Raw genomic sequence first — 23,358 nt, forward strand, 5'->3', positions numbered from 1 at the left:
CGGCGGCGGGTGGTCGAAACGCTGCAGCCGGGTGTCTAGCTCAGAGCCCGAACTCCTTCTCGATCCCGTCGATGCCGGCACGGATCGCTTTGAGCGCGTCCCTGCGGGCACGCAACTTGGTCGCGGCATGAGCCTGCTGATTGAGGCGGGCGAATTCGTGCGCGGCTTCCTCGGCGCGGGCGACCACCATGTCCGGCAGCGCCATTTCGTCGATGAGCCCGCCGGCCAGCGCGGTCTCCCCGAAGAACGTCTTGGCCAGGCCGGTGGCCTGCTGGTAAGCCGCGCGGGTCAGGCGCAACTGCAGGATCTCCAAAGCGGCCCACGGGATGACCATCCCGATGGCGACCTCGTTGGCCTGAATGTTGTAGGCGTGGGCGGCAATTCGGTGGTCGCCGGAGCACAGCAGGAACGCGCCCATCGCAATGGCCGGGCCAGTGCAGGCCATCACGACCGGCTTGGGGTAGGACAGCAGCCGGTACGCCAGCTCGAAGCCGCCGCGCAGCATGTCGATCGCGGGCTGCGTCTCACCGGACGTCAGGATCTTCAGGTCGAATCCGCCGCTGAACACCCGCTCGTTGCCGGTGATCACCAGCGCCCCGACGTTGTCGCTGTCGGCCTGGTCGATGGCGTCGTTGAGGGCCTGCTGCATGCCGGGACCCAGTGCGTTGACTTTGCCGTCGTCCATCCGGATCACCCCGATCGATTGGTCGTGGGTGTAGACGACCGGACCGCTCATGGGTGACTCCTTCGCTGCGGGCAACGGGGTCGATTCTTACACGCGCTGGCTGCGGTGCTTACCCAGCTCGTTCTCCGCGTCGCCCCAGCGCAGACTGACGTCGGTGGGCTCGTCGAGCTGCCGGGTCCGCCACCGGTCCTGGGTTTCCTGAACGGCGCGGTTGATGCGGTCGATCTCGCCGCGGAACACCTCCGGGCGGGTCTCCTTGCTGGCGTAGTGGAAGTAGGTCAGCAGGCTGCGCAGCAACTCCAGCTTCTGCTTCTCCCGCTTGGCCAGGTCGTGCGTCGTCATCAACTCGATGCGCTGAACCGGCGGCAGCGCATCCCAGTCCAGCACCACCTTGGTCTGCAGGGGGCGCCGGTCCCGCTGCCAGAACTTCCAGCCGCGCGGCGACTCGGGACGGTCGTAGTAGGTCACCGTGCCTTCGAAGCGGGACTCGACGCCGTGGCCGATCTCGGCGCGGTCCAGCGCCGAATCCCACACCATCCGCCACTCCTGGCCGGGAGCCAGCGTCGGCAACTCCCGGGGCAGCTGAAGCTCCACCACGTCGGCGTAGCCGTCCGAAGCATTCTCGTACTCGGCGACAGTCGGGGGGTGCGGGAAATTGAACCGAACGTCGTAGGCCGCGGTGCGCCCGAAATTGCGCACGACCAGTTCGATGACGTGCCAGTCCGCGACGTGCGGCTCCATCAACATGCCGACGTAGGGCCTGGTCTTCTCGGCGGCCAGGGCACGGTTCCGTTGCAGTTGCCGGTGGGTGAAGATCAGCGCGGCGACGCCCAGCGCCAGAGCCGCCCACGCGGCCCACGCCAGCCAGGTACTGGACTCCACGTCCTCGATCCCGTGCCAGCTGCCTTGGACCCACCCCATGGAATCCGCCCTCCGCTCGCCGAATATAGCTGTGATGATCGTAGAGGGGCTTCCTGTGTATTGCTGCCAGACCTATCGACCGTGCACAGAATAATTCTCTGTGTTCGCCGGAGTGGTCAGCCGCCCATCAGCATCCGCCATTGGTCGAGGTTGGCGGGGCGGTACACGTAGTTGGTGCGTTTGACCTCCGACAGCGCGGCGCTCGGATCCGCCGCATACCAGTGCCCGGGGAAAACCGTCGGGTCACCCGGGAGCGTGGCGAGTTGCTGCAGGCTGCGATACATCTCGTCGGAATCGCCGCCGGGGAAATCGGTCCGCCCGCACCCTTCCAGGAACAGCGTGTCTCCGGCGACCAGCCGTCCGTCGAGCAGGAAACACTGGCTGCCCGGTGTGTGACCCGGTGTATGCAGCAACTCGATCTCGATGTCGCCGATGCTGATCTTGTCCCGGTGTTCGTGGGTGGTCAGGTCAGTCATCGGGATGCCGGTGATCCGGGAAACCCACAGCGCCTCATGGGTATTGACGTGCACCGGCACGTTCACCCGCTCCAGCAACTCGGCCAGACCTTTGAGCTCGAATCCCATCATCGAACCGCCGATGTGGTCCGGGTGGTGGTGCGTCACCAACACTCCGGACAGATGCAGGCCGTCGGCTTCCAACGCGTCGACCAGATCGTTTGCGGCGTAGGCCGGGTCGACCACGACGCAGTCACCGGTCTGACGGTCACCGATCAGGTAGGCGAAGTTGCGCATCTGGGCGGCGATCGGGTCGCCGGCGGCGAAGTCGCGACCCGAGAGCAATTGGCGGAAATAGAGGCGTTCCGAGTCAGGCACGTCACCAGGGTAAGGGGCGCCGGAAATGCGGCTCAACCTGGCCTTCAACCAGGTGCGGGGCACCTGCGTAGTGAGTAAAGTTGGTACATGCTGAAGAGGGTCGAAATCGTGGTTGACGACTCTTTGCTGCAAGAGGTCATCCACAAACACCACCTGGCCGATGCGCGCGAAGCGGTCTATCTCGCGCTGAAGGCTTTGCTCGACGACGCGGACAACATGGAGCACGAACCGCAGGACGAAGAATACGACGAGTTCAGCGACATGGGTGCCTGGCGTCTGCACCCGAGCAGCGGCTCCGTCTGACCCCGTCGCCGACCGGCGGTTTGGTGACGTTGTGCGCCAGGTTGTACCCTCTCTTGAGCCCTTGAAGCGCACCCGCACGACTGGTCGCTACGGGTGACGGCCCCCTTAGCTCAGTCGGTAGAGCGTTTCCATGGTAAGGAAAAGGTCAACGGTTCGATTCCGTTAGGGGGCTCGGCGGACGCCGAGCAAGGCGGACGGCACGTACCAGAGGCGATGTAGCTCAGTCGGTTAGAGCGAACGACTCATAATCGTTAGGTCGCCGGTTCGAGTCCGGCCATCGCTACAAGACAACATTGGGACTTCGAAAGAGATTCGAGAGAGAAAACTCATGGCTTCCAGTACCGACGTCCGGCCGAAGATCACCCTGGCGTGCGAGGTGTGCAAGCACCGCAACTACATCACCAAGAAGAACCGCCGCAACGACCCGGACCGGCTCGAGCTGAAGAAATTCTGCCCGAATTGCGGCAAGCATCAGGGCCACCGCGAGACGCGGTAACTGCGCAGGTGCCAACAGTCTGAGTAGTTAGGTTCAAAAGCCGTGCCGTTGAGCGCAGACATCGTCGGGATGCACTATCGCTACCCCGACCATTACGTGGTCGAACGGGAAAAGATCCGCGAGTACGCCGTCGCGGTTCAGAACGACGACGCCGCATTCTTCACCGAGGAAGCCGCCGCCGAACTGGGCTACTCGGGCCTGACCGCCCCGCTGACCTTCATCTGCGTCTTCGGGTACAAGGCCCAGTCGGCCTTCTTCGATCACGCGAATATCGCGATCTCCGACGAGAAGATCGTGCAAATCGACCAGATCCTGAAATTCGAGCGTCCGATCGTGGCGGGCGACAAGCTTTATTGCGATGTCACCGTAGATTCAGTACGCGAGGCGCACGGTACGCAAATCATCGTGACCAAGAACATCATCACCAACGAAGCCGGTGAGATCGTTCAGGAGACTTACACAACTCTGGCGGGTCGCGCCGGCGAGGACGGAGAGGGATTTTCTGATGGCTCTGCGTGAGTTCAGTTCGGTGCAGGTGGGTGACCAGCTCCCGGAGCGGACCTACCCGCTGACCCGCCAGGACCTGGTCAACTACGCCGGGGTGTCTGGTGACCTGAACCCCATTCACTGGGACGACGAGATCGCCAAGGTGGTGGGGCTGGACACCGTGATCGCGCACGGCATGTTGACGATGGGAATCGGCGGCGGTTACGTCACCTCGTGGGTCGGGGATCCCGGTGCCGTGACCGAATACAACGTGCGCTTCACCGCGATCGTCCCGGTGCCCAACGACGGCAAGGGCGCCGAGCTGGTGTTCAGCGGCAGGATCAAGTCCGTCGACCCGGAGAGCAAGTCGGTGACCATCGCCCTGACGGCCACCACCGGGGGCAAGAAGATTTTCGGCCGGGCCATCGCCTCGGCGAAGTTGGCATAGCGGATGGCACTCAAGACCGACATCCGCGGGATGACGTTCGAGTACCCCGACTACTTCGAAGTGGGCCGTGAGCAGGTCCGTCAGTTCGCCCGATCCACCAAATGCGACCACCCGGCCAGCTTCGACGAGGAGGCGGCCGCCGAACTCGGCTACGACAACCTCATTGCTCCGCTGACCTTCGTGACGATCCTGGCGAAGCTCATCCAGGACGACTTCTTCCGCAATGTCGACGTCGGATTCGAAACCATGCAGATCGTGCAGGTCGACCAGAAGTTCGTCTACCACACGCCGGTGCGGGTCGGCGACAAGCTCTATGGCAGCCTGCGCATCGAATCGGTCAACGAGCGGTTCGGCGCCGACATCGTGGTCACCAGGAACTTCTGTCACAACCAGGATGGAGTTCTGGTCTTGGAGGCATACACGACTCTGATGGGCCACGAAGGCGACAACTCGATTCAGCTCAAATGGGACAAGGAATCGGGCCAGGTCGTCAGGACCGCGTAATTAGTATCTGGGACCTGCGTGGATGTACACTCGGACCTCGGGTTTTCCCATCACCAGCGCGCTGTCCGTCGGTTCGCAGTACCGAACGGGGAGCGCGCGAGTCGTGTAAGCCCGCAAAGGGGCGTAGCTCAACTGGCAGAGCAGCGGTCTCCAAAACCGCAGGTTGCAGGTTCAAGTCCTGTCGCCCCTGCTGAACGACGCGTCTGGTGACGACGCAGGCCGGCATGGCCTGAGGAGGAGCCGGACCGGAGGGGTGTCGTGCCATGGTGGACACTGGGAAGAGTGGCCATCCGCGAGGCACGGCCCGCGGGACAGCAGACGAACGAAGGAGCGTGCGGTGAGCGACGAAGGCGACGTTGCCGACGACGCCGCAAGCGACGGCGGTGACACCGACGACAGCGGTGGTCGTACGGCCGTGGTGACCAAGGCAGCGGCGCGGCCGCAACGGCCGACGGGCAAGCGGTCCCGTCAGCGCGCGGTGACGGTCGACGAAGACGGCGACGACGAGTCAACCGCGGTCGACCTCGCCAAGAAGGAGTCGGGCAAGAAAGACACCGGCAAGACTGCCAAAGGTAAGTCGGTTCAGAAGGACAAGGCCAAGAAGTCGAAGAAGGCCGGTTCGTCCAGCACGGTCAACCCGTTCGTTTTCGTCTACAACTATCTCAAGCAGGTTGTGGCCGAGATGCGCAAGGTGATCTGGCCCAACCGCAAGCAGATGCTCACCTACACCTCGGTGGTGCTGATCTTCCTGGCCTTCATGGTTGCGCTGGTATCCGGCGCGGACCTGGGCTTGAGCAAGCTCGTGCTGCTGGTGTTCGGCTGAGACTTTCCAGTAATAGAGAGGACTGAAAACCGTGACTACCTTCGACGGTGACACGTCCGCGGGTGAGGCGGTCGACGTGCAGGAGGCCCCGGAAGACGCCGCGACTCCGGCCGAGGAGGTCGACCCGGCCGCCGCGCTCAAAGCGGAGCTGCGCGCCAAGCCCGGCGACTGGTACGTCATCCACTCCTACGCGGGTTACGAGAACAAGGTGAAAGCCAACCTCGAAACCCGGGTGCAGAACCTCGACGTCGGCGACTACATCTTCCAGGTGGAGGTGCCCACCGAAGAGGTCACCGAGATCAAGAACGGCCAGCGCAAGCAGGTCAACCGCAAGGTGCTGCCCGGCTACATCCTGGTGCGGATGGACCTCACCGACGACTCGTGGGCCGCGGTGCGCAACACGCCCGGGGTGACCGGGTTCGTCGGCGCGACGTCGCGCCCGTCGGCGCTGTCGCTGGACGACGTGGTGAAGTTCCTGCTGCCGCCGGGGTCGGCCAAGAAGGCCGCCAAGGGTGCGGCGAGCACCGCCGCAGCGGCGGAAACGGGCGGTCTGGAGCGTCCGGTCGTCGAGGTCGACTACGAGGTCGGCGAATCGGTGACGGTGATGGACGGGCCGTTTGCCACGCTGCCGGCCACCATCAACGAGGTCAACGCCGAACAGCAGAAGCTCAAGGTGCTGGTCTCCATCTTCGGCCGCGAAACACCGGTCGAGCTGACCTTCAGCCAGGTCTCCAAGATCTAGCCCGCCGGGCAATCGAATTCAGGAAGGAACGTAGAACACTCATGGCCCCGAAGAAGAAGAAAGTCGTCGGGCTGATCAAGCTGCAGATCACCGCCGGGCAGGCCAACCCTGCCCCGCCGGTCGGTCCCGCGCTCGGCCAGCACGGCGTCAACATCATGGAGTTCTGCAAGGCGTACAACGCCGCGACGGAGAACCAGCGCGGCAACGTGATCCCGGTGGAGATCACGGTCTACGAGGACCGCAGCTTCACGTTCGCGTTGAAGACGCCGCCCGCGGCCAAGCTGCTGCTCAAGGCTGCCGGCGTGCAGAAGGGCTCGGCGGAGCCGCACAAGACCAAGGTCGCCAAGGTCACCTGGGACCAGGTCCGCGAGATCGCCGAGACCAAGAAGACCGACCTCAACGCCAACGACGTCGACGCCGCCGCCAAGATCATCGCCGGCACCGCCCGGTCGATGGGCATCACCGTCGAATAGTTCTCGACACATCAGAACGCGTGGGAGGGCCAGCTTCGGCCCGATCAACCACGAACCCAACACAGATTGGACAGGTCAATGAGCAAAAACAGCAAGGCATACCGCGCGGCCGCCGAGAAGGTGGACCGCAGCAACCTCTACACCCCGCTGCAGGCGGCCAAGCTGGCCAAGGAGACGTCGTCGACCAAACAGGACGCAACCGTCGAGGTGGCGATCCGGCTCGGCGTCGACCCGCGCAAGGCCGACCAGATGGTCCGCGGCACGGTGAACCTGCCGCACGGCACCGGTAAGACGGCGCGGGTCGCGGTGTTCGCGGTCGGCGAGAAGGCCGATGCTGCCGTCGCCGCCGGTGCTGACATTGTCGGCAGCGACGACTTGATCGAGAAGATCCAGGGCGGCTTCCTGGACTTCGACGCCGCAATCGCCACCCCCGACCAGATGGCCAAGGTGGGGCGTATCGCCCGGGTGCTGGGCCCGCGTGGCCTGATGCCCAACCCCAAGACCGGGACCGTCACGCCCGACGTCGCCAAGGCCGTCGCAGACATCAAGGGCGGCAAGATCAACTTCCGCGTCGACAAGCAGGCCAACCTGCACTTCGTCATCGGCAAAGCATCGTTCGACGAGAAGAAGCTGGCCGAGAACTACGGCGCCGCGCTGGACGAGGTGCTGCGGCACAAGCCGTCGTCGTCCAAGGGGCGCTACTTGAAGAAGGTGACCGTGTCGACGACGACCGGCCCCGGCATCCCGGTGGACCCGTCGATCACGCGCAACTTCACCGCCGAGGGATAACTCTCCCTGCGCGAGCAGACGCAGAATCGCGTGATATTCGCCTCCGCGATGCGATTCTGTGTCTGCTCGCCGCGTCAGGCGGCCGCGCCCGGCTTCAGGTAGGTGACCAGGCTGACGTCGAGCATCTCGTCGTCGAAGTAGTGTTCGCAGCCGCGCAGATACTTCATGTACCGCTCGTAGACCTCCACCGAGGTCACCTCGATGGCCTTCTCGCGGTTGGACTCCAACGTGTCCCCCCAGATGTGCAGCGTCTTGATGTAGTGCGGACGCAGCGAAAGAGGCTCGGGGACAGTGAAACCCGCCTTCTCGCCGTGCTCGACCATCATCTCGGTGGAGGGCAGCCTGCCACCCGGGAAGATCTCGGTGACGATGAACTTGATGAACCGCACCGTTTCGAACGTGATGCGTTTGCCGCGGGCCGCCATGTCGTAGGGGTGGTAGCTCACGCTGCTCTGCACCGTCATCCGGCCGTCCTCGGGCATGATGTCGAAGCACCGCTTGAAGAAGTCGTCGTAATTCTCGTGCCCGAAGTGCTCGAAGGCCTCGATGGACACGATCCGGTCGACGGGTTCGTTGAAGTCTTCCCAGCCGTGCAGCAGCACCCGTCGCGACCGGTCGGTGTCGAGGGCGTCCAGCACCTGCTGCGAACGCGCGTGCTGGTTCTTGGACAGGGTCAGACCGACGACGTTGACGTCGTACTTCTCGACGGCGCGCTTCATCGTGGTGCCCCAGCCGCAGCCGATGTCCAGCAGGGTCATGCCCGGCTTGAGGTCCAGTTGGTCCAAGTTCAGGTCGACCTTGGCGATCTGAGCTTCCTCGAGTGAGATGTCCGGCGGCTCGAAGTAGGCGCAGCTGTAGGTGCGGGTCGGGTCCTGGAACAGGGCGAAGAAGTCGTCGGAGACGTCGTAGTGCGCCTGGATGTCCTGAAAGTTTCTCTCGCGCGTCTTCGTCGGGCTAAGCGGGTTCTCGGCCATTCTCGTCTTTCTTCTCCTGGATCGTGTTCATGCGATGAGCGCACGCGCGAGCCTCGGCTGGAATGCCAACCGTATGGTTTGTCGAGGCGGTAATCAATGACGCGAGGGTGCCCGTCGTTGGCAGAAAGTCTACTTCGCCAGGGTGAAGTGGTTGCAGTCGATATAGCCGATGCGAAACGCCTTGGCACAACCGGTCAGGTACTTCATGTACCGGTCGTAGACCTCCTCCGACTGGATAGCGATGGCCTCGTCGCGGTGCGCCTCCAGCGCCTCGCCCCAAAAGTCCAGCGTCCGGGCGAAATCGAGCTGCAGCGATTGGATCTGGGTCACGTTGAACCCGACCTTCGCCGCGTGCTCTTCGACCTTCTCGATCATGGGCAGCCGGCCACCCGGGAAGATCTCGGTGATGATGAACTTCATGAACTTCGCCCACTCCATGGTCAACGGCATGCCGCGCGCCATGATCTCGCGCGGATGTAAGCCGGTGATCACGTGCAGCAGCATGACGCCGTCGTCGGGCAGGGCCTCGTAGGTGAACTTGAAGAAGTCGTCGTAGCGGTGGAAACCGAAGTGCTCGACGGCTTCGATGGTGACGATCCGGTCCACCGATTCGTCGAAATCGGCCCAGTCGCTCAGCAACACCCGGTGTGAGCGGTTGGTGTCGACCTGGTCAAGCAGCTGCTGGCAATAGTTGTGCTGGTTCTTCGACAGCGTGAGTCCGATCACGTTGACGTCGAATTTCTCGAGCGCGCGCTTCAACACCGGGCCCCAGCCGCAACCGACGTCCAGCAATGTCATGCCTGGCTCTAGCCCAAGCTTGCCCAGCGCCAGGTCGATCTTGGCGAGCTGGGCTTGGTGCAGGTCCATGTCCTCGCGCTCGAAGTACGCGCAACTGTAAGTGCGTGTCGGATCGACGAACAGCGCGAAGAACTCGTCGGACAGGTCGTAGTGCGCCTGGACGTCGTCTGAATTGGATCGCAGACTTCCGGCGCGCGTGTACGTATCCGCCATATGTCCTCCCGATGGGACAGCTCACCCCCCAGCGAGGTGCCCTTCCACGGCACCCTACACGGGGGCAGGCCCATCCTTCGTATTTGGAAAGCCTGTTCGGCGGCTTTCGCGCGAACCAGTACCGGCGCACCGGACCCGCAGCAGACCGCAGCTGCCGCGCCAGTACCATCGGGGAGCCCGATAAGCGCCCCGCCGCGAAAGGCCGGATCAGCCCGTGCTTGAGAACGATTTCCTGCGACGCCTCGCCGTGATCGTAACTGTAGGCATCACTTTGATGTGCGGAACCACGGCCTGCGGCGGCGGGAAGCCTGCGACGCCCGGGTCGTCTTCGGCATCTATTTCTTCGACCCGTCCTGCTGTGACTTCCGCGCCGCCGGCGACAACTACGACACCCAAAGCCCTGCGCGTTCCAACCGGCGGCATCGTTGGGCCTGGGACGATTTACAGCGGGTGTGAGAACAGGTTCGCTACTGGCGACGATTTGAAATTCGATAAATCCGGTCAGATTTTCAATCCCAAGGCCGGTCAATTCGTCGCGTTGCCGGTGCCCACGATACCTGCTGGGCAGAAGTTGGTGGGATATGGCTGCACCGTCGGCGGCGATGAAGATCATACTCGGGTGTTTTATGTGACCACGTTGTCGATACCGTCGGAGGGTTTGACTCCAGAACGGCGATCCACTTCGATCGTCGCTTTCGATCCCTTCACGTCGGCGCCCCCGCAGACAGCGCCTTGGCCGTCAGACGTGACCGTGCGAGCAATCTCTCCGTCGAATTATGGATTCTATGCCGAGACATCCGGCGGCTTACTCGGCTTCGATGGCGCAACCCTGAAAACGACGTTCACCTGCACCATTGACAACCGCGCCGGCAACTGTTGGCACAACTATGCCGGATTCGGCAGATTCCGCGCAGACCGCGAAGCCGGTGAAGAATTTTTCAATGGCAGGGACGGCAGCAAGGTCGGCGAAAATATCGGCACGACCATGAGTGGCGGTGTTCCGATGTCCTTCGACGGGATGGTCGTCGTCGTGGGGACCGCTTGGCCATACAAGTACGGCTACTTCGACTTCCGCGACAACAAGATGAAGGACGTTGCCGGCGAGTTCAATATGGTCCTGTGGGACGACTTACTCATGCAATGGGGGGCGGACTACTTGACGGTCTTGAACCTGACTACCAACAGTAATGTGTTCCACCGCGCCGGCGATGACGTCAAGAATCTGCATATCAAGACCGTTCACTTTGCTGGCAAGTATCTTTATATTGACAACGATTCCGACAGACCCGTCATTGACATCACCACCTCCCAGAAAGTGTCGTCAGGGTGGAAAGTGGTGCCGCTTCTAAGAGTCTCCCGCGACTGGATGCTGATAGATAACAAGAATCCGGATTGGAATCAGTCGTGCTTCAGCAAGAACGTGATCCATTGCCCTGTCGGCAACGACACTGAACTGGTCTACGCACCAAACGGAAACTACGCAGGCCCCTGGTATTGATCACGATCGCGTGACCGCCGGGTGCTGAGAAATGCCCGACAGCTCCTTTCAGAAGGAGCTGCCGGGCTGCCTCATCCGACGGTGGCGCGGTGCTGCTACTTCTCCAGCGTGAACTGGTTGACGTCGATGTAGCCGGTGCGGAACGAGTCAGCGCAACCGGTCAGATACCTCATGTAGCGGTCGTAGACCTCTTGGGACTGGATCTCGATGGCCTCGTCGCGCCGCGACTCCAACGCGGCGGCCCAGGTGTCCAGGGTCCTGGCGTAGTGCGGCTGCAGCGACTGACGGCGGGTCAGCTTGAAACCGGCCCGCGACGAATGGTCTTCGACCTTCTCGATCGACGGCAACCGGCCACCCGGGAAGATCTCGGTCATGATGAACTTCGTGAACCGGGCCATCTCGAAGGTCAGCGGCATGCCGCGCTCGATCATCTGCGGTCCGGTCAGCGCGGTGATCGTGTGCAGCAGCATCACGCCGTCGTCGGGCAGCACTTTGTGGGCCAGCGCGAAGAAGTCGTCGTAGCGGTCGTGGCCGAAGTGCTCGAACGCGCCGATCGAGACGATCCGGTCGACGGGCTGGTCGAACTGTTCCCAACCCTCCAGCAGCACCCGCCGGCTGCGCTCGGTGTCCAGCTCGTCGAACGTCTGCTGCACGTGCGCGGCCTGGTTCTTGGACAGGGTCAGCCCGATGACGTTGACGTCGTATTTCTCGATCGCGCGGCGCATGGTCGCGCCCCAGCCGCAACCGACGTCCAGCAGCGTCATGCCGGGCTGCAAGCCCAGCTTGCCCAGCGCCAGGTCGATCTTGGCGATCTGCGCCTCTTCCAGCGTCATGTCGTCACGCTCGAAGTAGGCGCAGCTGTAGGTCTGGGTGGGATCCAGGAACAGCCGGAAGAAGTCGTCGGATAAGTCGTAATGTGCCTGCACGTCGTCGAAGTGCGGCTTCAATTGCTCGGCCATGATTTTTGTGTGCCTTTCTGGACCGCCGCGGTCCGCGGTCGCATGCAAAACGTTTGCAAACCCCCCGAGCATGCAGGAGGCATGCTATCCGATGCAGCGTTGCATCACTAAACTGAGAACCCGTCCTACCAGGTAGAACGGTCTATTTGTGCGCCCGGCGGCCTGGTTGCCGTGGGGGAGAGCGCTATTTGATCAGGGTGTATTGGGCGACGTTGGAAAGGCCCTTGCGGAAAAGGCCCGCGCAGCCGGTCAAGTAACGCATGAAGCGGTCGTAGACCTCCTGCGACTGCACGGCGATTGCCTGCTCGCGATTGGCTTCCAGATTGGCCGCCCACATGTCCAACGTCCGCGCGTAATGGGGCTGCAGGTATTGAATTTCGTCGACCGAGAACCCGCTGTTCTTGGCGTTGTCGATGATGTCGACTTCGCCGCACATGCCCCCGCCGGGGAAGATTTCGGTCGCCAGGAAACGGAAGAACCGCAAATCGCTCATGGTCACGGTGATGCCGTGGTCACGCCAGTAGGTCTGCTCGTGGGTGAAAATGCTGTGCAGCAGCATCCGGCCGTCGTCGGGCATGATCTCGTAGGAGCGGTCGAAGAACGCCGGCCAGCGTTCCTTCTTGAACGCGTCGAAGGCTTCGAAGCTGACGATTCGATCCACCTTCTCGTCGAATTCCTCCCAGCCCTGCAGACGTGCCTCGGCGCGTCGCTCGGTGGGTATCGCGGCCAGCCGCTGCTGGCTGAGCGCGGCGTGGTGCTTGCTCAAGGTGATGCCGATGACGTTGACGTCGTACTTCGTCAGCGCGCGGACCACCGCGCCGCCCCAGCCGCAACCGACGTCCAGCAACGTCATACCCGGCTCGAGTTTGAGCTTGTCCAGGGCCAGATCCAACTTGGCGAGCTGCGCCTCTTCCAGCGTCATGTCGTCGCGCTCGAAGTACGCGCAGGTATAGACCATGTTGGGGTCCAGGAATAGCCGGAAGAAGTCGTCGGAAATGTCGTACGTCGCCTGGGACTCTTCGTAATACGGCTTCAATTCGGCCATGTCAGACAACCTCCTGTTCCAACGGTAACAATGTCGCACGCGGCGCCGAGCAGGGAGAACGGAACCATTTATCCGCCCTGCGCCCTGCCGGCTGCAGCGAAATTGCTCGTGAGTTCACCGATGACGCGATCCCACAACTGCTTCGGCAAATCATGGCCCATTCCGTCGACTAACACCAATCGGGCACCGTCGATCGCGCGTGCGATCGCCCGTCCCCCGAAGGGGCGCATCAGTTTGTCGGCCCGGCCGTGAATCACGACGGTCGGGGCGACGATGCGCCGGTTGTAGGGCTGCAGGCTGCCGCTGCCCAGGATCGCGCTGAATTGTTGCGCGATGCCCCACGGGTGATAGTTGCGGTCGTAGCTCTCGGCGGCGTCGGCGCGGAGCTCCTCGTCGGGCGCCAAGTAGCGCGGGCTGCCGATGATCTTGCTGACCCGCACTGAGTTGTCGATGATGACGTCGCGCGGCGAGTTCGGCGAGGGACCCTTGATCAGCGACAACAGCGCGCGCGGCGCGGGCGGCGGCAGGAAGCGCTGATTGTTGCTGGAGAAGATGATGGCCAGCGTCTTGGTGCGCTCGGCGAAGCGTGCCGCGAAGACCTGGGCGATCATGCCGCCCATCGACGCACCGACGATGTGCGCGTGCTCGATGTCGAGGTGATCCAGCAGGGCCGCGGCGTCCTGGGCCATGTCCTCCAACGTGTACGCGGCCCGGCTGGGCAGACCCAGCCACGACCGCGCCATCCGGACCGGCAGCGGTTGACCGGACTTGTGCCGTCCGGTCTTGGTGGACAGGCCGACGTCGCGGTTGTCGAAGCGGATCACCCGCAGACCCTGGTCGACGAGTTGCTCGCAGAACCCGGTCCGCCACAACAGCATCTGGGCGCCCAGGCCCATGATGAGCAGCACGGGCGGATGCTCGGGATCACCCATGTCCTCGTAGTAGAGCTTCACATCACCGGAGATCGCGGTGCCGCTGCGAACTTCCATGCGGTCAGACCTCGAGATCGGAGGAATGCTCGCGGCTGACCTCGACCATGAAGTTGGCGAAATACCCGGTCAGCTGCGGGTCGGACATCATCTGCCATTTGGGCGCCAGTAACTTCATGTAGCGCTCCACATAGAGGAACTGCTTTCCGATCAGCACCAGCTCACGGGGCAGCTTGACGTCGTAGGCGTCGGCCAGGGCAGACAACTGGCGGCCGATGTCGGCGTAGGACATGTCGCCCAGCGACTGCATGGTGAGCGGGGTGGCGAACTTCTCCAGGTCCTTGGCGGCCTGGGCTTCGGGTTTGACCGTTCCGACGGCCCCCATCAGCACGACGATCTTGCCCGCCGCGGCGTGGTCCTTCTTGACCAGCAACGCGTACACCAGTTCCCGCAGCAACCATCGGGTGCGCGGGTCGATGCGGCCCATGATCCCGAAGTCGAAGAACACGATGCGGCCCTGGTCGTCGACGTACAGGTTGCCCGCGTGCAGGTCGCCGTGGAACAGGCCGTGCCGCAGCCCGCCCTCGAACAGGCTGAACAGCAGGGCCTTCACCAGTTCGGTGCCGTCGAACCCGGCCTTGCGGATGGCGGCGACGTTGTCGATCCGGATGCCGTGCACCCGCTCCATCGTCAGGACCCGCTGACTGGTCAAGTTCCAGTGCACCTGGGGCACCCGGATGTTCTTGCCCAGCGGCGAGGTGTGCAGATGCGAAACCCACGCGTCCATCGATTGCGCCTCGAGCCGGAAGTCCAGCTCCTCGGCCAGGTTGTCGGAGAAGTCGGCGACCACGTCCTGCGCGGAGAGCCGCCGGCCCAACTTGGCGAGTTCGACGGCCTGGGCGAAACGCTGCAGGATCTGCAGGTCGGCGGCGACCCGACGGCGGATGCCGGGCCGCTGGATCTTGACCACGACCTCCTCGCCGGTCTTCAACGTCGCGTAGTGCACCTGGGCTATCGACGCCGAGGCGAACGGCTGTTCATCGAAGCTGGCGAACAGGTTCGCGGGCTCGTCGCCGAGCTCCTCGACGAACAACTTGTGCACCTGGTCGGTGTCGGCCGGCGGCACCCGGTCCAGCAGTCCGCGGAATTCACGCGACAGCGATTCGCCGAACGCGCCCGGGCTGGAGGCGATGATCTGCCCGAACTTGACGTAAGTGGGACCCAGGTCGGCAAAAGCCTGCGGGATTTCTTTGATGACTTTCTGTTGCCACGGCCCCTTGGCCGGCAGCTTGGTGACCACACGAGCGGCGGTGCGGGTGACCTGCCAACCGGTGACAGCTACCCGGGCCGCCTCGACCGGCAACGGCACCCGGTCGAGTTTGGCCACATCGCGATGCTTTGTGGAACTCATCCCAGCAGTGTGCCAAACCGGGGAGGTCAACTCTAAATTTGCGTGACGGCGCTCACGAGCCGTTACGCGGTCGCCGAACGTGCCGCTGCTGCGAAATCCGGGCCCGGATTTCGCACTGACTACACGCTCGGTGTAGGGCTGCGCCAATCAAGGCTTGCGCCACGGGGTGAGCCAGGGTTGCGGTTCCCAGTTCTCCAGCCCGGCGATCAGCTCGTACATGGTGGCACCGTCGATGCTTTCCCGCACGATGTCGGCGTGCCCGGAGTGCCGGGCCAACTCGTTGATGATGTGCAGGATCACCCAGCGCACCGACCAGGCCGGGAAGTCCTTGGGAAACCAGGGCGCGTCCTGCGGCACCGGGACGGGTAGGTCGAGATCGACCGTCTCGACCAGGCGCAACGTCACGGCGTTCTGTTCCGCGAAGGCGTTCAGCAGCTCCGCCAATGTCTCGTCGGCGCCCATCACGTACTCGGCCTGGAACTCTTCGGCACGGACTTCGAACGGCCGGGTGTCTTTTGCGGGCTCACCGGGTGCCGCGGCGACCCGTGCCATCCACACGCGTTGCATGCCGGTGGCGTGCTTGATCAGACCGCCGACCGACAGTGCGCTGGCCGACGGCGTGGACCGGGCCTGCTCATCGGTGAGTCCGTAGGACACCGCGAAGTAGGCGCTCTGGTGGTAGGCCACGAATTCACGCAGGGCGTCGCGTTCGTCGGTCACCGGTGCAGCGAGTGCGGGCATGGCTCAGTCCTCCCTGGTGTGCTGGTGCATGGTGTGCGCGTAGAGGTCGCGCAGCAAGGCGATTTCGGCGCCGTGATGAATTGCTTCCCGGTTGATGTGCAGGACCAGCGCGAGCATCGGATATTCGGCGTACGCGCCTTCGGCCGGTCCGCACGGGCGGTTCAGGTCTGCCGCGGACAACGATCTCACGCCGGATAGCCAGGCCGCGTAGGTCTCGTTGAGCTGGCGCAGCGCGGTGGCGGCGTCGGTGGCGTAGGGCCAACTCTGATAGTCGGCCGGCGGAGCGCCGAAGTGACTGTGGTTGCGCATGGCGAACACCCCGACGATCACATGCGCCAGGCGCCAGGCGATCGTCGTGACCGGCGCCGGGTCGGGCGGCGGGTAGGCGAAGTCGATTCCGCCGTCCTGGCGGATCGTCCAGCAGTCGGGCGCCGGCTGCCAGAAGTATTCGTCGTCGGTCAAGCCGGTCAGGCGGGGGCGCAGTTGGGTGTGCCAATGCACGTCGAGTTGGTCGGCGAGCTGGGAGGTCAGGTCTGCCATGCCGTCGAGTCTGGCACCCACAGCGGACATGTTCGGTCCGCTGACCGAGGCAGACCGGCACGCGCGCTCGCCGAACGTCTACACCGTGTCGGCGGGCCGCCGTAAGGTGCTGTCATGCAGGTTGTTTCGGCGGAATCGACCGAGCTGTTCGTCGGGCCGCCGGACGCCCCGGTGCAGTTGGTGCGGGTGACCGTCGCGCACTGCACCGAACCGACCACGCTGCGCATCGAGGGCGACGGGCTGCGCGGCGACGTGGTCGTCGAGCCCGGTGCCGGGGTCGTCGAGGTTCCGGTGACGGTGGATGGTCCGGTCGTCGGACAACGGCGCGCAGCTCGGGCGGGGGGCCTGCCGTTCGAGTTCGTGGTGGCCGAGCCGGGCTGGACGATGTTCATGATCAGCCACTTCCACTACGACCCGGTGTGGTGGAACACCCAGGGCGCCTACACCAGCGAATGGGCGGAGGATCCGCCCGGACGGGCCCGGCAGACCAACGGCTTCGAACTGGTCCACGCGCATCTGGAGATGGCGCGCCGCGAGCCCGAATACAAGTTCGTCCTCGCCGAGGTCGACTACCTCAAGCCCTACTGGGACACCCGCCCCGAGGACCGCGCCGACCTGCGCCGGTTTTTCGCCGAAGGCCGGGTCGAGGTGATGGGCGGCACCTACAACGAACCGAACACCAACCTCACGAGTCCGGAGACCACCGTCCGAAACCTGCTGCACGGCATCGGTTTTCAACGCGACGTATTGGGCGCCGACCCGGCCACCGCGTGGCAGCTCGACGTCTTCGGCCACGACCCGCAATTCCCCGGCATGGCCGCCGACGCCGGACTGACCTCGAGTTCGTGGGCGCGGGGTCCGCATCACCAGTGGGGTCCGGGGCAGGACGGCATGGAGCGCATGCAGTTCTCCAGCGAGTTCGAATGGATCTCGCCGTCCGGGCGGGGACTGCTCACCCACTACATGCCGGCCCACTATTCGGCGGGCTGGTGGATGGACTCGGCGACGACGCTCGGGGAAGCCGAGGAGGCGACGTACGCGCTGTTTGACCGGCTCAAGAAGGTGGCTCTGACGCGCAATGTGCTGCTGCCGGTGGGAACCGACTACACCCCACCGAACAAGTGGGTCACCGAGATCCACCGCGACTGGGCCGCCCGCTACACCTGGCCGCGGTTCGTGTGCGCGTTGCCGCGCGAGTTCTTCTCCGCGGTCCGCGCCGAGCTGGCCGAACGCGACGCGGTGCCCTCGCCGCAGACCCGGGACATGAACCCGATCTACACCGGCAAGGACGTGTCGTTCATCGACACCAAACAGGCCAACCGCGCCGCGGAGAACCTGGTCCTGGACGCCGAGCGTTTCGCTGTGTTCGCCGCATTGCTGACCGGCGCCGAATACCCGCAGGCGGCGTTCGCCAAGGCCTGGGTGCAGTTGGCGTACGGGGCTCATCATGACGCGATCACCGGCTCGGAATCCGACCAGGTGTATCTCGACCTGCTGACCGGTTGGCGCGACGCGTGGGAGCTGGGACGCGCCGCGCGGGACAACTCGTTGCGGTTGCTCTCCGCCGCGGCGGCCCGCCACCGCGACTCGGTGGTGGTCTGGAACCCGCTGACCCAGTCACGCACGGACGTCGTGACCATCCGAATGGTTGAGCCCTGTGCGGGTGTGCTGGACGACGAAGGCGCTGAGGTAGCGGCGCACGTGGAAGACGACGGGCGGTCGGTCACCTGGCTGGCTGCGGTGCCGCCTCTGGGCTGGCGGACGTATCGGCTGGTCGCCGGGCGTGGCGAGCGGCGGGGTTGGCGGCCGGTCACCGGTGCGCGAATCGCCAACGAGCACTACCGGGTGACCGTGGACCCGCAGCGCGGCGGCGGGGTGGACTCGTTGGTGCACGAGGGCCGCGAGCTGATTGCCGACGGCCGGGTCGGCAACGAACTGGCCGTCTACGAGGAATATCCGGCGCACCCCAGCCAGGGCGAGGGGCCGTGGCATCTGCTTCCCATAGGGCCGGTTGTCGGATCGTCGGAAGCGCCCGCGACCGTGCAGGCCTTCGCCGGGCCGCTCGGTCAGCGGCTGGTCGTGCAGGGCCGGATCGGCACCCTGTTGCGCTACACCCAGACCCTGACCCTGTGGCGCGGCGTCGACCGGCTGGACTGTCGCACCACCGTCCACGACTTCACCGGCGAAGACCAGCTGTTGCGTCTGCGTTGGCCGTGCCCGGTGCCGGGCGCCATGCCGGTCAGCGAGGTCGGCGACGCCGTCGTCGGGCGCGGCTTCGCGCTGCTGCACGACGGCGACCGCTCGATGGACACCGCCCAGCACCTGTGGACGCTGGACAACCCGGCCTACGGCTGGTTCGGGTTGTCCTCGGCGGTTCGGGTGCGCTTTAAAAACAGTGCCGCAACGCGGGCGCTGTCGGTCGCCGAGGTGATCACGCCCTCGGAGGCCGACTCCGGCCCGCTGGCGCGCGACCTGGCGGTGGCGCTGGTCCGCGCCGGCGTCACCGCCACCTGCAGTGGCGCCGACCGACCCCGTTACGGCCACCTCGACGTCGACTCCAACCTGCCCGACGCGCGGATCACGCTGGGCGGCCCCGACCGCAACGCGTTCACGAAATCGGTGCTGGCCCAAGCGGACCCGGCCTACACCGCTGAACTCAATCGTCAGCTGGCCAAGACCGGCAAAGCGCGGGTCTGGGTGCCGGCGGCGACGGAGTTGGCCGCGGTCTGGGTGCCCGACGCCGATCTGCGGGCCGCTGATGCGCTGCCCGTTCTGGTGATCGACGGGCGCGACGACGCAAGCCTGGCGGTCGCCGTGAAGTCCGTGGTGCGCGACCTGGGCGACGCCGAGATCCTTGTGGACCAGCGGGTCCCCTCAGGTGCCGGGACCTTCGAGGACTACACCGTCGCGCTCCTCAACCGCGGGGTGCCGAGTTTCGCGGTCGACACCGAAGGCACCCTGCACACCGCCCTGATGCGGTCCTGCACCGGCTGGCCGTCGGGGATCTGGATCGACGATCCGCGCCGCACCGCACCGGACGGCTCCAACTTCCAATTGCAGCACTGGACACACGATTTCGACTACGCGCTGGTCTGCGGCAGTGGTGACTGGCGGCGGGTGGGGCTGCCGGCGCGCAGTGCGCAGTTCTCCAACCCGTTGGTCGCGGTATCCCCGGTCGATCGGCACGGCGCGCTGGCTCCGGTCGGCTCGCTGCTGCGGATCGAACCCGCGGACTCCGTGCAACTGGGTGCGCTCAAGGTTGCCGGCAACCCGCTCACCTCGGGTAGTGCCCATCCCGTCGTACCGGACGAAATCGCGCTGCGGCTGGTCGAGGCGACCGGTTCGCCGGCCCGGGTCGAGATCGGCTCGGATGTGGGTGAACTGCGTGCACTGCGGCAAGCGGACCTGCTGGAACAACCGCAGCGTCGCAGCCGGACGATCCAGCTGCACGGCTATCAGGTCGCGACCGTGCTCGCCCGCCTCGAGAGGCCCGACGTGCCGGTCGAGGCAGGCGAGTTGGCACCGCAGGCCGAGCTCGCCCAGCCGCTGTATGCCCGGTACTGGCTGCACAACCGCGGCCCCGCGCCGCTGGGCGGACTCCCGGCCGTCGCCCATCTGCATCCGACGCAGCTCAGCGCCGACCATCCGGTGCTGCGTCTGACCGCGGCCAGCGACTGCACCGATGCGGTGCTGGGCGGCAAAGTCGAAATACGTTGCCCAGACGGCTGGACCGCCCAGCCGTCCGAGTTGCCGTTCTCGCTGGAGCCGGGCGGGCACCTGGAAACCGATGTCGTGCTGACCATCCCGGCCCACACGCCGGCGGGCAGGTATCCGATCCGTGCGCAGCTACGGGTCACCGGCACCGGAGTGCCGCCGGCATGGCGGCAGGCGGTCGAGGACGTCGCCGTCGTGACCGTCGGAGCCGACGATCGCGAGCTCATCTATCTCGTCGACGGTCCGGCCGACGTCGAACTGGCTGCCGGCGCGGCGACGCACCTGGCCATCACGATCGGCAGCCACGCCGGCGCCGACCTCGCCGCCGAAGCACACCTGATCAGTCCGTGGGGGACCTGGGAGTGGATGGGCCCGGCCGCGCTCGGCGCTACGCTGCCGGCGAACGGCACCGTCCGACTCGTCTTCGACGTGACGCCGCCGGCGTGGCAGGACCCCGGACAGTGGTGGGCGCTGGTCCGGGTCGGCTGCGCGGGCCGGCTGATCTATTCACCCGCGGCCAAGGTGACGGTGACGACAGCGATGAGGAGGACCGGCGCAGAGTGACGAGACACGTGGTGGCGACCGTCGCCGGCACCCCGGTTCCAGAGGCCGAAGTCGACGCGCGCGAGGCACGGCTGCGTGGGGGAACGCGGGCCGCGATGCTACCGGCCGCCGGCACCAGCGAGGGCCGTCAGCTGCGGCGCTGGCTGACCCAACTGATCGTGACCGAGCGGGTGGTCGAGGCAGAAGCGTCCGCGCGTGGCCTCAGCGGCGTGCCTGTCCCGACCGAAGCCGAACTCCTGCCCGACGTGACTGCCCGACTGGAGATCGGCAGCGTCGCGGCCGCGGCGCTGACTGACCCGCGGGCACGCGCATTGTTCGTCGACGTCACCGCCGGCGTCGTGGTCAGCGACGACGCCGTCGTCGACTACCACCGGCGCAACCCGACGCGGTTCGCGCCGTCGCGGTCGGTCGGACGGGGCTGGCGGGTGCCGGCGCCAGCCGTCCCACCTCTGGATCAGGTGCGGGTGGCCGTTACCGAACACCTGCTGGGCGCCGCGCGCAGGCGTGCCTTTCGCGTCTGGCTGGACGCGCGCCGGGCGGCGCTGGTTCATCTGTCGCCCGGCTACGAGCATCCTGGAGATCCTCGCCAACCCGACAACACCCACCGACACTGATGCTGACCCTCTGCCTTGATATCGGCGGCACCAAGATCGCCGCCGCCCTCGCCGACCCGGCCGCCCCCGGGTTGCTGGTGTACAACGACAAGCGTCCCACCCCGAAAGATGTTGCTGCCGAACAGGTTTGGGATACGGTTGCCGCGATGGTCGCCGATGCGGTCGGCGCCGCGGGCGGGGTGGTCGAGGCGGTGGGCATCGCGTCGGCCGGGCCCGTCGACCTGGCCACCGGCACCGTCAGCCCGATCAACATCCCGGCCTGGCGCGGATTCCCGCTGCGCGATCGGGTGAGCGACGCACTGCCCGGGATTGCCGTGCGGTTGGGCGGCGACGGCGTCTGCATGGCACTGGGCGAGCACTGGCTGGGTGCCGGACGGGGCGCCGGTTTTCTGCTCGGCATGGTGGTGTCCACCGGAGTGGGCGGCGGCCTGGTGCTCGACGGCATTCCGTACGACGGGCGCACCGGCAACGCCGGTCACGTCGGCCACGTCGCCGTCGAGCCGGACGGCAGACGATGCGCGTGCGGGGGTCGCGGGTGCGTCGAGACGGTCGCATCCGGTCCGTCGATGACCCGTTGGGCACGGGAGAACGGCTGGTCGGCTTCCCCGGCAGCCGGCGCGAAGGAACTGGCCGACGCCGCCGCGGCGGGGGATGCGGTGGCCTTGGCCGCTTTCGCCAGGGGCGCCCGGGCGCTTGCGGCCATGATCGGGTCGGTGGGCGCCGTGTGCGACCTCGACCTGGTCGTGATCGGCGGGGGAGTGGCCAAATCCGGTGCTTTGCTGTTCGATCCGCTGCGCGCGGCGCTGGCCGACCACACCGGGCTGGACTTTCTGCGCGGGTTGAAGGTGGCCCCGGCCGAGTTGGGCGGCGACGCCGGATTAATCGGAGCGGCCCGGCTCGCCGGGCTATAACGCCACAGCCCACCACGAGTGTGAATTCCACGACGAGACACGCCGCGGGACTGTCGCATATGTCGCACTCGACGGTCGGTGTGGTGGCCTGGCGCGTCCGGCTGACTGTCTGACGCGGCCGTTTTGGCTGATCGGACGACGCCACGCTAAGGTGGTGCCCGATCCACCGAAGACCGTCGGTCACCGAGCAATCGGTTGAAGGTCCGGGAACATCCCGGCGGCCCACGCAGGAGGACGAGGCACTTCCGCCGGCCCGTGTGTCGGCGCCTGTAGACGCCCCGGCCGCATCCTGCGCCGGGGCGTCAGTTGTTTTCGCCGGTGGCAGAGACCCCGAGTCCACACACTTATCAGGAGGCATGCATGGCCCGGGCTGACAAGGCCACCGCCGTCGCCGACATCGCCGAACAGTTCAAGAGTTCGAGCGCAACCGTCATCACCGAGTACCGCGGCCTGAGCGTCGCCAATCTGGCCGAGCTGCGCCGGTCGCTGGGCGAGTCGGCGACCTACGCGGTGGCCAAGAACACGCTGATCAAGCGGGCCGCGTCCGAGGCCGGTATCGAAGGGCTCGACGAACTGTTCGCCGGCCCCACCGCCATCGCGTTCGTCACCGGTGAGCCGGTCGACGCCGCCAAGGCGCTGAAGACCTTCGCCAAGGAGCACAAGGCGCTGGTCATCAAGGGCGGTTACATGGACGGTCACGCGCTGTCCGTCGCCGAGGTCGAGCGCATCGCCGACCTGGAATCCCGCGAGGTGCTGCTGGCCAAGCTGGCCGGCGCGATGAAGGGCAACCTCGCCAAGGCCGCCGGGTTGTTCAACGCGCCCGCGTCGCAGATGGCCCGACTGTTGGCCGCACTGCAAGAGAAGAAGGACTCCGAGTCCCCGGCAGCCGCCGCGGCACCTGCCGAAGCCGAATAACAACTACCAACCCCGACAAACCCCAAGAG

At 65.5% G+C, this 23,358-nt stretch carries 25 protein-coding genes and 3 tRNA genes; 17 read left to right on the plus strand and 11 right to left on the minus strand.

The window, feature by feature from the left end:
* Nucleotides 1-40 precede the first annotated feature (40 nt).
* The 3 genes from AC5Y47_RS12730 to AC5Y47_RS12740 all read right to left on the minus strand — a co-directional run bounded on the left by AC5Y47_RS12730 (nt 41) and on the right by AC5Y47_RS12740 (nt 2,439).
* Nucleotides 41-736 (minus strand): crotonase/enoyl-CoA hydratase family protein, encoded by a 696-nt coding sequence (locus AC5Y47_RS12730; protein ID WP_499944363.1) that lies wholly within the window; start codon nt 734-736, stop codon nt 41-43.
* Nucleotides 737-772: 36 nt separating this feature from the next.
* Nucleotides 773-1,606, minus strand: a complete 834-nt coding sequence (locus tag AC5Y47_RS12735; RefSeq protein WP_499944364.1) for a DUF8453 domain-containing protein — start codon at nt 1,604-1,606, stop codon at nt 773-775.
* Nucleotides 1,607-1,722: 116 nt separating this feature from the next.
* Nucleotides 1,723-2,439 (minus strand): MBL fold metallo-hydrolase, encoded by a 717-nt coding sequence (locus AC5Y47_RS12740; protein ID WP_499944365.1) that lies wholly within the window; start codon nt 2,437-2,439, stop codon nt 1,723-1,725.
* Between the two features lie 87 nt (nt 2,440-2,526).
* Between AC5Y47_RS12740 and AC5Y47_RS12745 the strand changes: the two genes are divergently transcribed.
* The 12 genes from AC5Y47_RS12745 (at nt 2,527) to rplA (ending at nt 7,503) form a co-directional block, all read left to right on the plus strand.
* Complete coding sequence (locus tag AC5Y47_RS12745; RefSeq protein WP_499944366.1) at nt 2,527-2,742, plus strand: type II toxin-antitoxin system VapB family antitoxin; 216 nt, start codon at nt 2,527-2,529, stop codon at nt 2,740-2,742.
* A 99-nt stretch (nt 2,743-2,841) separates the two neighbouring features.
* A tRNA-Thr gene (locus AC5Y47_RS12750) sits at nt 2,842-2,914 on the plus strand.
* Between the two features lie 37 nt (nt 2,915-2,951).
* Nucleotides 2,952-3,025 (plus strand) — tRNA-Met (locus tag AC5Y47_RS12755).
* Nucleotides 3,026-3,070: 45 nt separating this feature from the next.
* Nucleotides 3,071-3,238: a 50S ribosomal protein L33 gene (gene rpmG, locus AC5Y47_RS12760; RefSeq protein ID WP_036352522.1), complete on the plus strand. Its 168-nt coding sequence runs from the start codon at nt 3,071-3,073 to the stop codon at nt 3,236-3,238.
* Between the two features lie 42 nt (nt 3,239-3,280).
* Complete coding sequence (gene hadA, locus AC5Y47_RS12765; protein ID WP_499944367.1) at nt 3,281-3,757, plus strand: (3R)-hydroxyacyl-ACP dehydratase subunit HadA; 477 nt, start codon at nt 3,281-3,283, stop codon at nt 3,755-3,757.
* Nucleotides 3,744-4,172: a (3R)-hydroxyacyl-ACP dehydratase subunit HadB gene (hadB, locus tag AC5Y47_RS12770; RefSeq protein ID WP_499944368.1), complete on the plus strand. Its 429-nt coding sequence runs from the start codon at nt 3,744-3,746 to the stop codon at nt 4,170-4,172. The genes hadA and hadB overlap by 14 nt, the downstream gene beginning before the upstream one ends.
* 3 nt (nt 4,173-4,175) lie before the next feature.
* Nucleotides 4,176-4,676: a (3R)-hydroxyacyl-ACP dehydratase subunit HadC gene (hadC, locus tag AC5Y47_RS12775; RefSeq protein ID WP_499944369.1), complete on the plus strand. Its 501-nt coding sequence runs from the start codon at nt 4,176-4,178 to the stop codon at nt 4,674-4,676.
* A gap of 117 nt (nt 4,677-4,793) precedes the next feature.
* A tRNA-Trp gene (locus tag AC5Y47_RS12780) sits at nt 4,794-4,866 on the plus strand.
* Between the two features lie 147 nt (nt 4,867-5,013).
* Nucleotides 5,014-5,499 (plus strand): preprotein translocase subunit SecE, encoded by a 486-nt coding sequence (secE, locus tag AC5Y47_RS12785; protein ID WP_499944370.1) that lies wholly within the window; start codon nt 5,014-5,016, stop codon nt 5,497-5,499.
* 31 nt (nt 5,500-5,530) lie between these two features.
* Nucleotides 5,531-6,241, plus strand: coding sequence for a transcription termination/antitermination protein NusG (gene nusG, locus AC5Y47_RS12790; RefSeq protein ID WP_499944371.1), 711 nt, complete (start codon nt 5,531-5,533; stop codon nt 6,239-6,241).
* Between the two features lie 41 nt (nt 6,242-6,282).
* Nucleotides 6,283-6,714, plus strand: a complete 432-nt coding sequence (gene rplK, locus AC5Y47_RS12795; RefSeq protein WP_463825760.1) for a 50S ribosomal protein L11 — start codon at nt 6,283-6,285, stop codon at nt 6,712-6,714.
* A gap of 78 nt (nt 6,715-6,792) precedes the next feature.
* Complete coding sequence (rplA, locus tag AC5Y47_RS12800; RefSeq protein WP_499944372.1) at nt 6,793-7,503, plus strand: 50S ribosomal protein L1; 711 nt, start codon at nt 6,793-6,795, stop codon at nt 7,501-7,503.
* A gap of 74 nt (nt 7,504-7,577) precedes the next feature.
* On the opposite strand, the gene mmaA4 is transcribed toward rplA, so the two are convergent.
* The gene (gene mmaA4 / locus AC5Y47_RS12805) at nt 7,578-8,477 is read right to left on the minus strand and encodes a hydroxymycolate synthase MmaA4 (protein WP_499944373.1); all 900 of its coding nucleotides are present in this window, start codon (nt 8,475-8,477) and stop codon (nt 7,578-7,580) included.
* A 129-nt stretch (nt 8,478-8,606) separates the two neighbouring features.
* Nucleotides 8,607-9,488, minus strand: coding sequence for a cyclopropane mycolic acid synthase family methyltransferase (locus AC5Y47_RS12810; protein WP_499944374.1), 882 nt, complete (start codon nt 9,486-9,488; stop codon nt 8,607-8,609).
* 214 nt (nt 9,489-9,702) lie between these two features.
* Between AC5Y47_RS12810 and AC5Y47_RS12815 the strand changes: the two genes are divergently transcribed.
* Complete coding sequence (locus tag AC5Y47_RS12815; RefSeq protein WP_499944375.1) at nt 9,703-10,986, plus strand: hypothetical protein; 1,284 nt, start codon at nt 9,703-9,705, stop codon at nt 10,984-10,986.
* Nucleotides 10,987-11,081: 95 nt separating this feature from the next.
* Here AC5Y47_RS12815 and AC5Y47_RS12820 read toward each other — a convergent pair whose 3' ends face one another.
* The 6 genes from AC5Y47_RS12820 to AC5Y47_RS12845 form a co-directional block, all read right to left on the minus strand.
* Nucleotides 11,082-11,945 carry a cyclopropane mycolic acid synthase family methyltransferase gene (locus AC5Y47_RS12820; protein WP_499944376.1) on the minus strand — a complete coding sequence of 288 codons (864 nt, stop codon included), beginning with the start codon at nt 11,943-11,945 and terminating at the stop codon, nt 11,082-11,084.
* 184 nt (nt 11,946-12,129) lie between these two features.
* The gene (locus AC5Y47_RS12825; RefSeq protein ID WP_499944377.1) at nt 12,130-12,990 is read right to left on the minus strand and encodes a cyclopropane mycolic acid synthase family methyltransferase; all 861 of its coding nucleotides are present in this window, start codon (nt 12,988-12,990) and stop codon (nt 12,130-12,132) included.
* Nucleotides 12,991-13,058: 68 nt separating this feature from the next.
* Nucleotides 13,059-13,979: an alpha/beta fold hydrolase gene (locus tag AC5Y47_RS12830; protein ID WP_499944378.1), complete on the minus strand. Its 921-nt coding sequence runs from the start codon at nt 13,977-13,979 to the stop codon at nt 13,059-13,061.
* A gap of 4 nt (nt 13,980-13,983) precedes the next feature.
* Nucleotides 13,984-15,330: an ABC1 kinase family protein gene (locus AC5Y47_RS12835; RefSeq protein WP_499944379.1), complete on the minus strand. Its 1,347-nt coding sequence runs from the start codon at nt 15,328-15,330 to the stop codon at nt 13,984-13,986.
* Between the two features lie 147 nt (nt 15,331-15,477).
* Nucleotides 15,478-16,050 carry a DinB family protein gene (locus AC5Y47_RS12840; RefSeq protein ID WP_499944434.1) on the minus strand — a complete coding sequence of 191 codons (573 nt, stop codon included), beginning with the start codon at nt 16,048-16,050 and terminating at the stop codon, nt 15,478-15,480.
* Between the two features lie 24 nt (nt 16,051-16,074).
* On the minus strand, nt 16,075-16,611 hold the full coding sequence (locus AC5Y47_RS12845; protein ID WP_499944380.1) for a DinB family protein: 537 nt from the start codon (nt 16,609-16,611) through the stop codon (nt 16,075-16,077).
* Nucleotides 16,612-16,725: 114 nt separating this feature from the next.
* Here AC5Y47_RS12845 and AC5Y47_RS12850 point away from each other — a divergent pair, with 114 nt between their 5' ends.
* The 4 genes from AC5Y47_RS12850 (at nt 16,726) to rplJ (ending at nt 23,329) form a co-directional block, all read left to right on the plus strand.
* Entirely contained in the window at nt 16,726-20,889 is a 4,164-nt protein-coding gene (locus AC5Y47_RS12850; protein WP_499944381.1) for a glycoside hydrolase family 38 N-terminal domain-containing protein, read from the plus strand.
* Entirely contained in the window at nt 20,886-21,503 is a 618-nt protein-coding gene (locus AC5Y47_RS12855) for a DUF7158 domain-containing protein (protein WP_499944382.1), read from the plus strand. Before AC5Y47_RS12850 ends, AC5Y47_RS12855 begins: the two co-directional genes overlap by 4 nt.
* Entirely contained in the window at nt 21,503-22,414 is a 912-nt protein-coding gene (locus AC5Y47_RS12860) for an ROK family protein (protein ID WP_499944383.1), read from the plus strand. Before AC5Y47_RS12855 ends, AC5Y47_RS12860 begins: the two co-directional genes overlap by 1 nt.
* 360 nt (nt 22,415-22,774) lie before the next feature.
* Nucleotides 22,775-23,329 (plus strand): 50S ribosomal protein L10, encoded by a 555-nt coding sequence (gene rplJ, locus AC5Y47_RS12865; RefSeq protein WP_499944384.1) that lies wholly within the window; start codon nt 22,775-22,777, stop codon nt 23,327-23,329.
* Nucleotides 23,330-23,358 lie beyond the last annotated feature (29 nt).

This window comes from Mycobacterium sp. NGS22 (assembly GCF_059813095.1).

Bases quoted from the DNA above. Each gene is read 5' to 3' on its own strand.
- rplK (WP_463825760.1), top strand. From the start codon at position 6,283: ATGGCCCCGAAGAAGAAGAAAGTCGTCGGGCTGATCAAGCTGCAGATC.
- AC5Y47_RS12835 (WP_499944379.1), bottom strand. From the start codon at position 15,330: ATGAGTTCCACAAAGCATCGCGATGTGGCCAAACTCGACCGGGTGCCG.
- AC5Y47_RS12825 (WP_499944377.1), bottom strand. From the start codon at position 12,990: ATGGCCGAATTGAAGCCGTATTACGAAGAGTCCCAGGCGACGTACGAC.
- AC5Y47_RS12745 (WP_499944366.1), top strand. From the start codon at position 2,527: ATGCTGAAGAGGGTCGAAATCGTGGTTGACGACTCTTTGCTGCAAGAG.
- AC5Y47_RS12810 (WP_499944374.1), bottom strand. From the start codon at position 9,488: ATGGCGGATACGTACACGCGCGCCGGAAGTCTGCGATCCAATTCAGAC.
- mmaA4 (WP_499944373.1), bottom strand. From the start codon at position 8,477: ATGGCCGAGAACCCGCTTAGCCCGACGAAGACGCGCGAGAGAAACTTT.
- rpmG (WP_036352522.1), top strand. From the start codon at position 3,071: ATGGCTTCCAGTACCGACGTCCGGCCGAAGATCACCCTGGCGTGCGAG.
- rplA (WP_499944372.1), top strand. From the start codon at position 6,793: ATGAGCAAAAACAGCAAGGCATACCGCGCGGCCGCCGAGAAGGTGGAC.
- rplJ (WP_499944384.1), top strand. From the start codon at position 22,775: ATGGCCCGGGCTGACAAGGCCACCGCCGTCGCCGACATCGCCGAACAG.
- AC5Y47_RS12850 (WP_499944381.1), top strand. From the start codon at position 16,726: ATGCAGGTTGTTTCGGCGGAATCGACCGAGCTGTTCGTCGGGCCGCCG.
- AC5Y47_RS12820 (WP_499944376.1), bottom strand. From the start codon at position 11,945: ATGGCCGAGCAATTGAAGCCGCACTTCGACGACGTGCAGGCACATTAC.
- AC5Y47_RS12735 (WP_499944364.1), bottom strand. From the start codon at position 1,606: ATGGGGTGGGTCCAAGGCAGCTGGCACGGGATCGAGGACGTGGAGTCC.
- AC5Y47_RS12860 (WP_499944383.1), top strand. From the start codon at position 21,503: ATGCTGACCCTCTGCCTTGATATCGGCGGCACCAAGATCGCCGCCGCC.
- AC5Y47_RS12845 (WP_499944380.1), bottom strand. From the start codon at position 16,611: ATGGCAGACCTGACCTCCCAGCTCGCCGACCAACTCGACGTGCATTGG.
- hadB (WP_499944368.1), top strand. From the start codon at position 3,744: ATGGCTCTGCGTGAGTTCAGTTCGGTGCAGGTGGGTGACCAGCTCCCG.
- AC5Y47_RS12730 (WP_499944363.1), bottom strand. From the start codon at position 736: ATGAGCGGTCCGGTCGTCTACACCCACGACCAATCGATCGGGGTGATC.
- hadC (WP_499944369.1), top strand. From the start codon at position 4,176: ATGGCACTCAAGACCGACATCCGCGGGATGACGTTCGAGTACCCCGAC.
- AC5Y47_RS12830 (WP_499944378.1), bottom strand. From the start codon at position 13,979: ATGGAAGTTCGCAGCGGCACCGCGATCTCCGGTGATGTGAAGCTCTAC.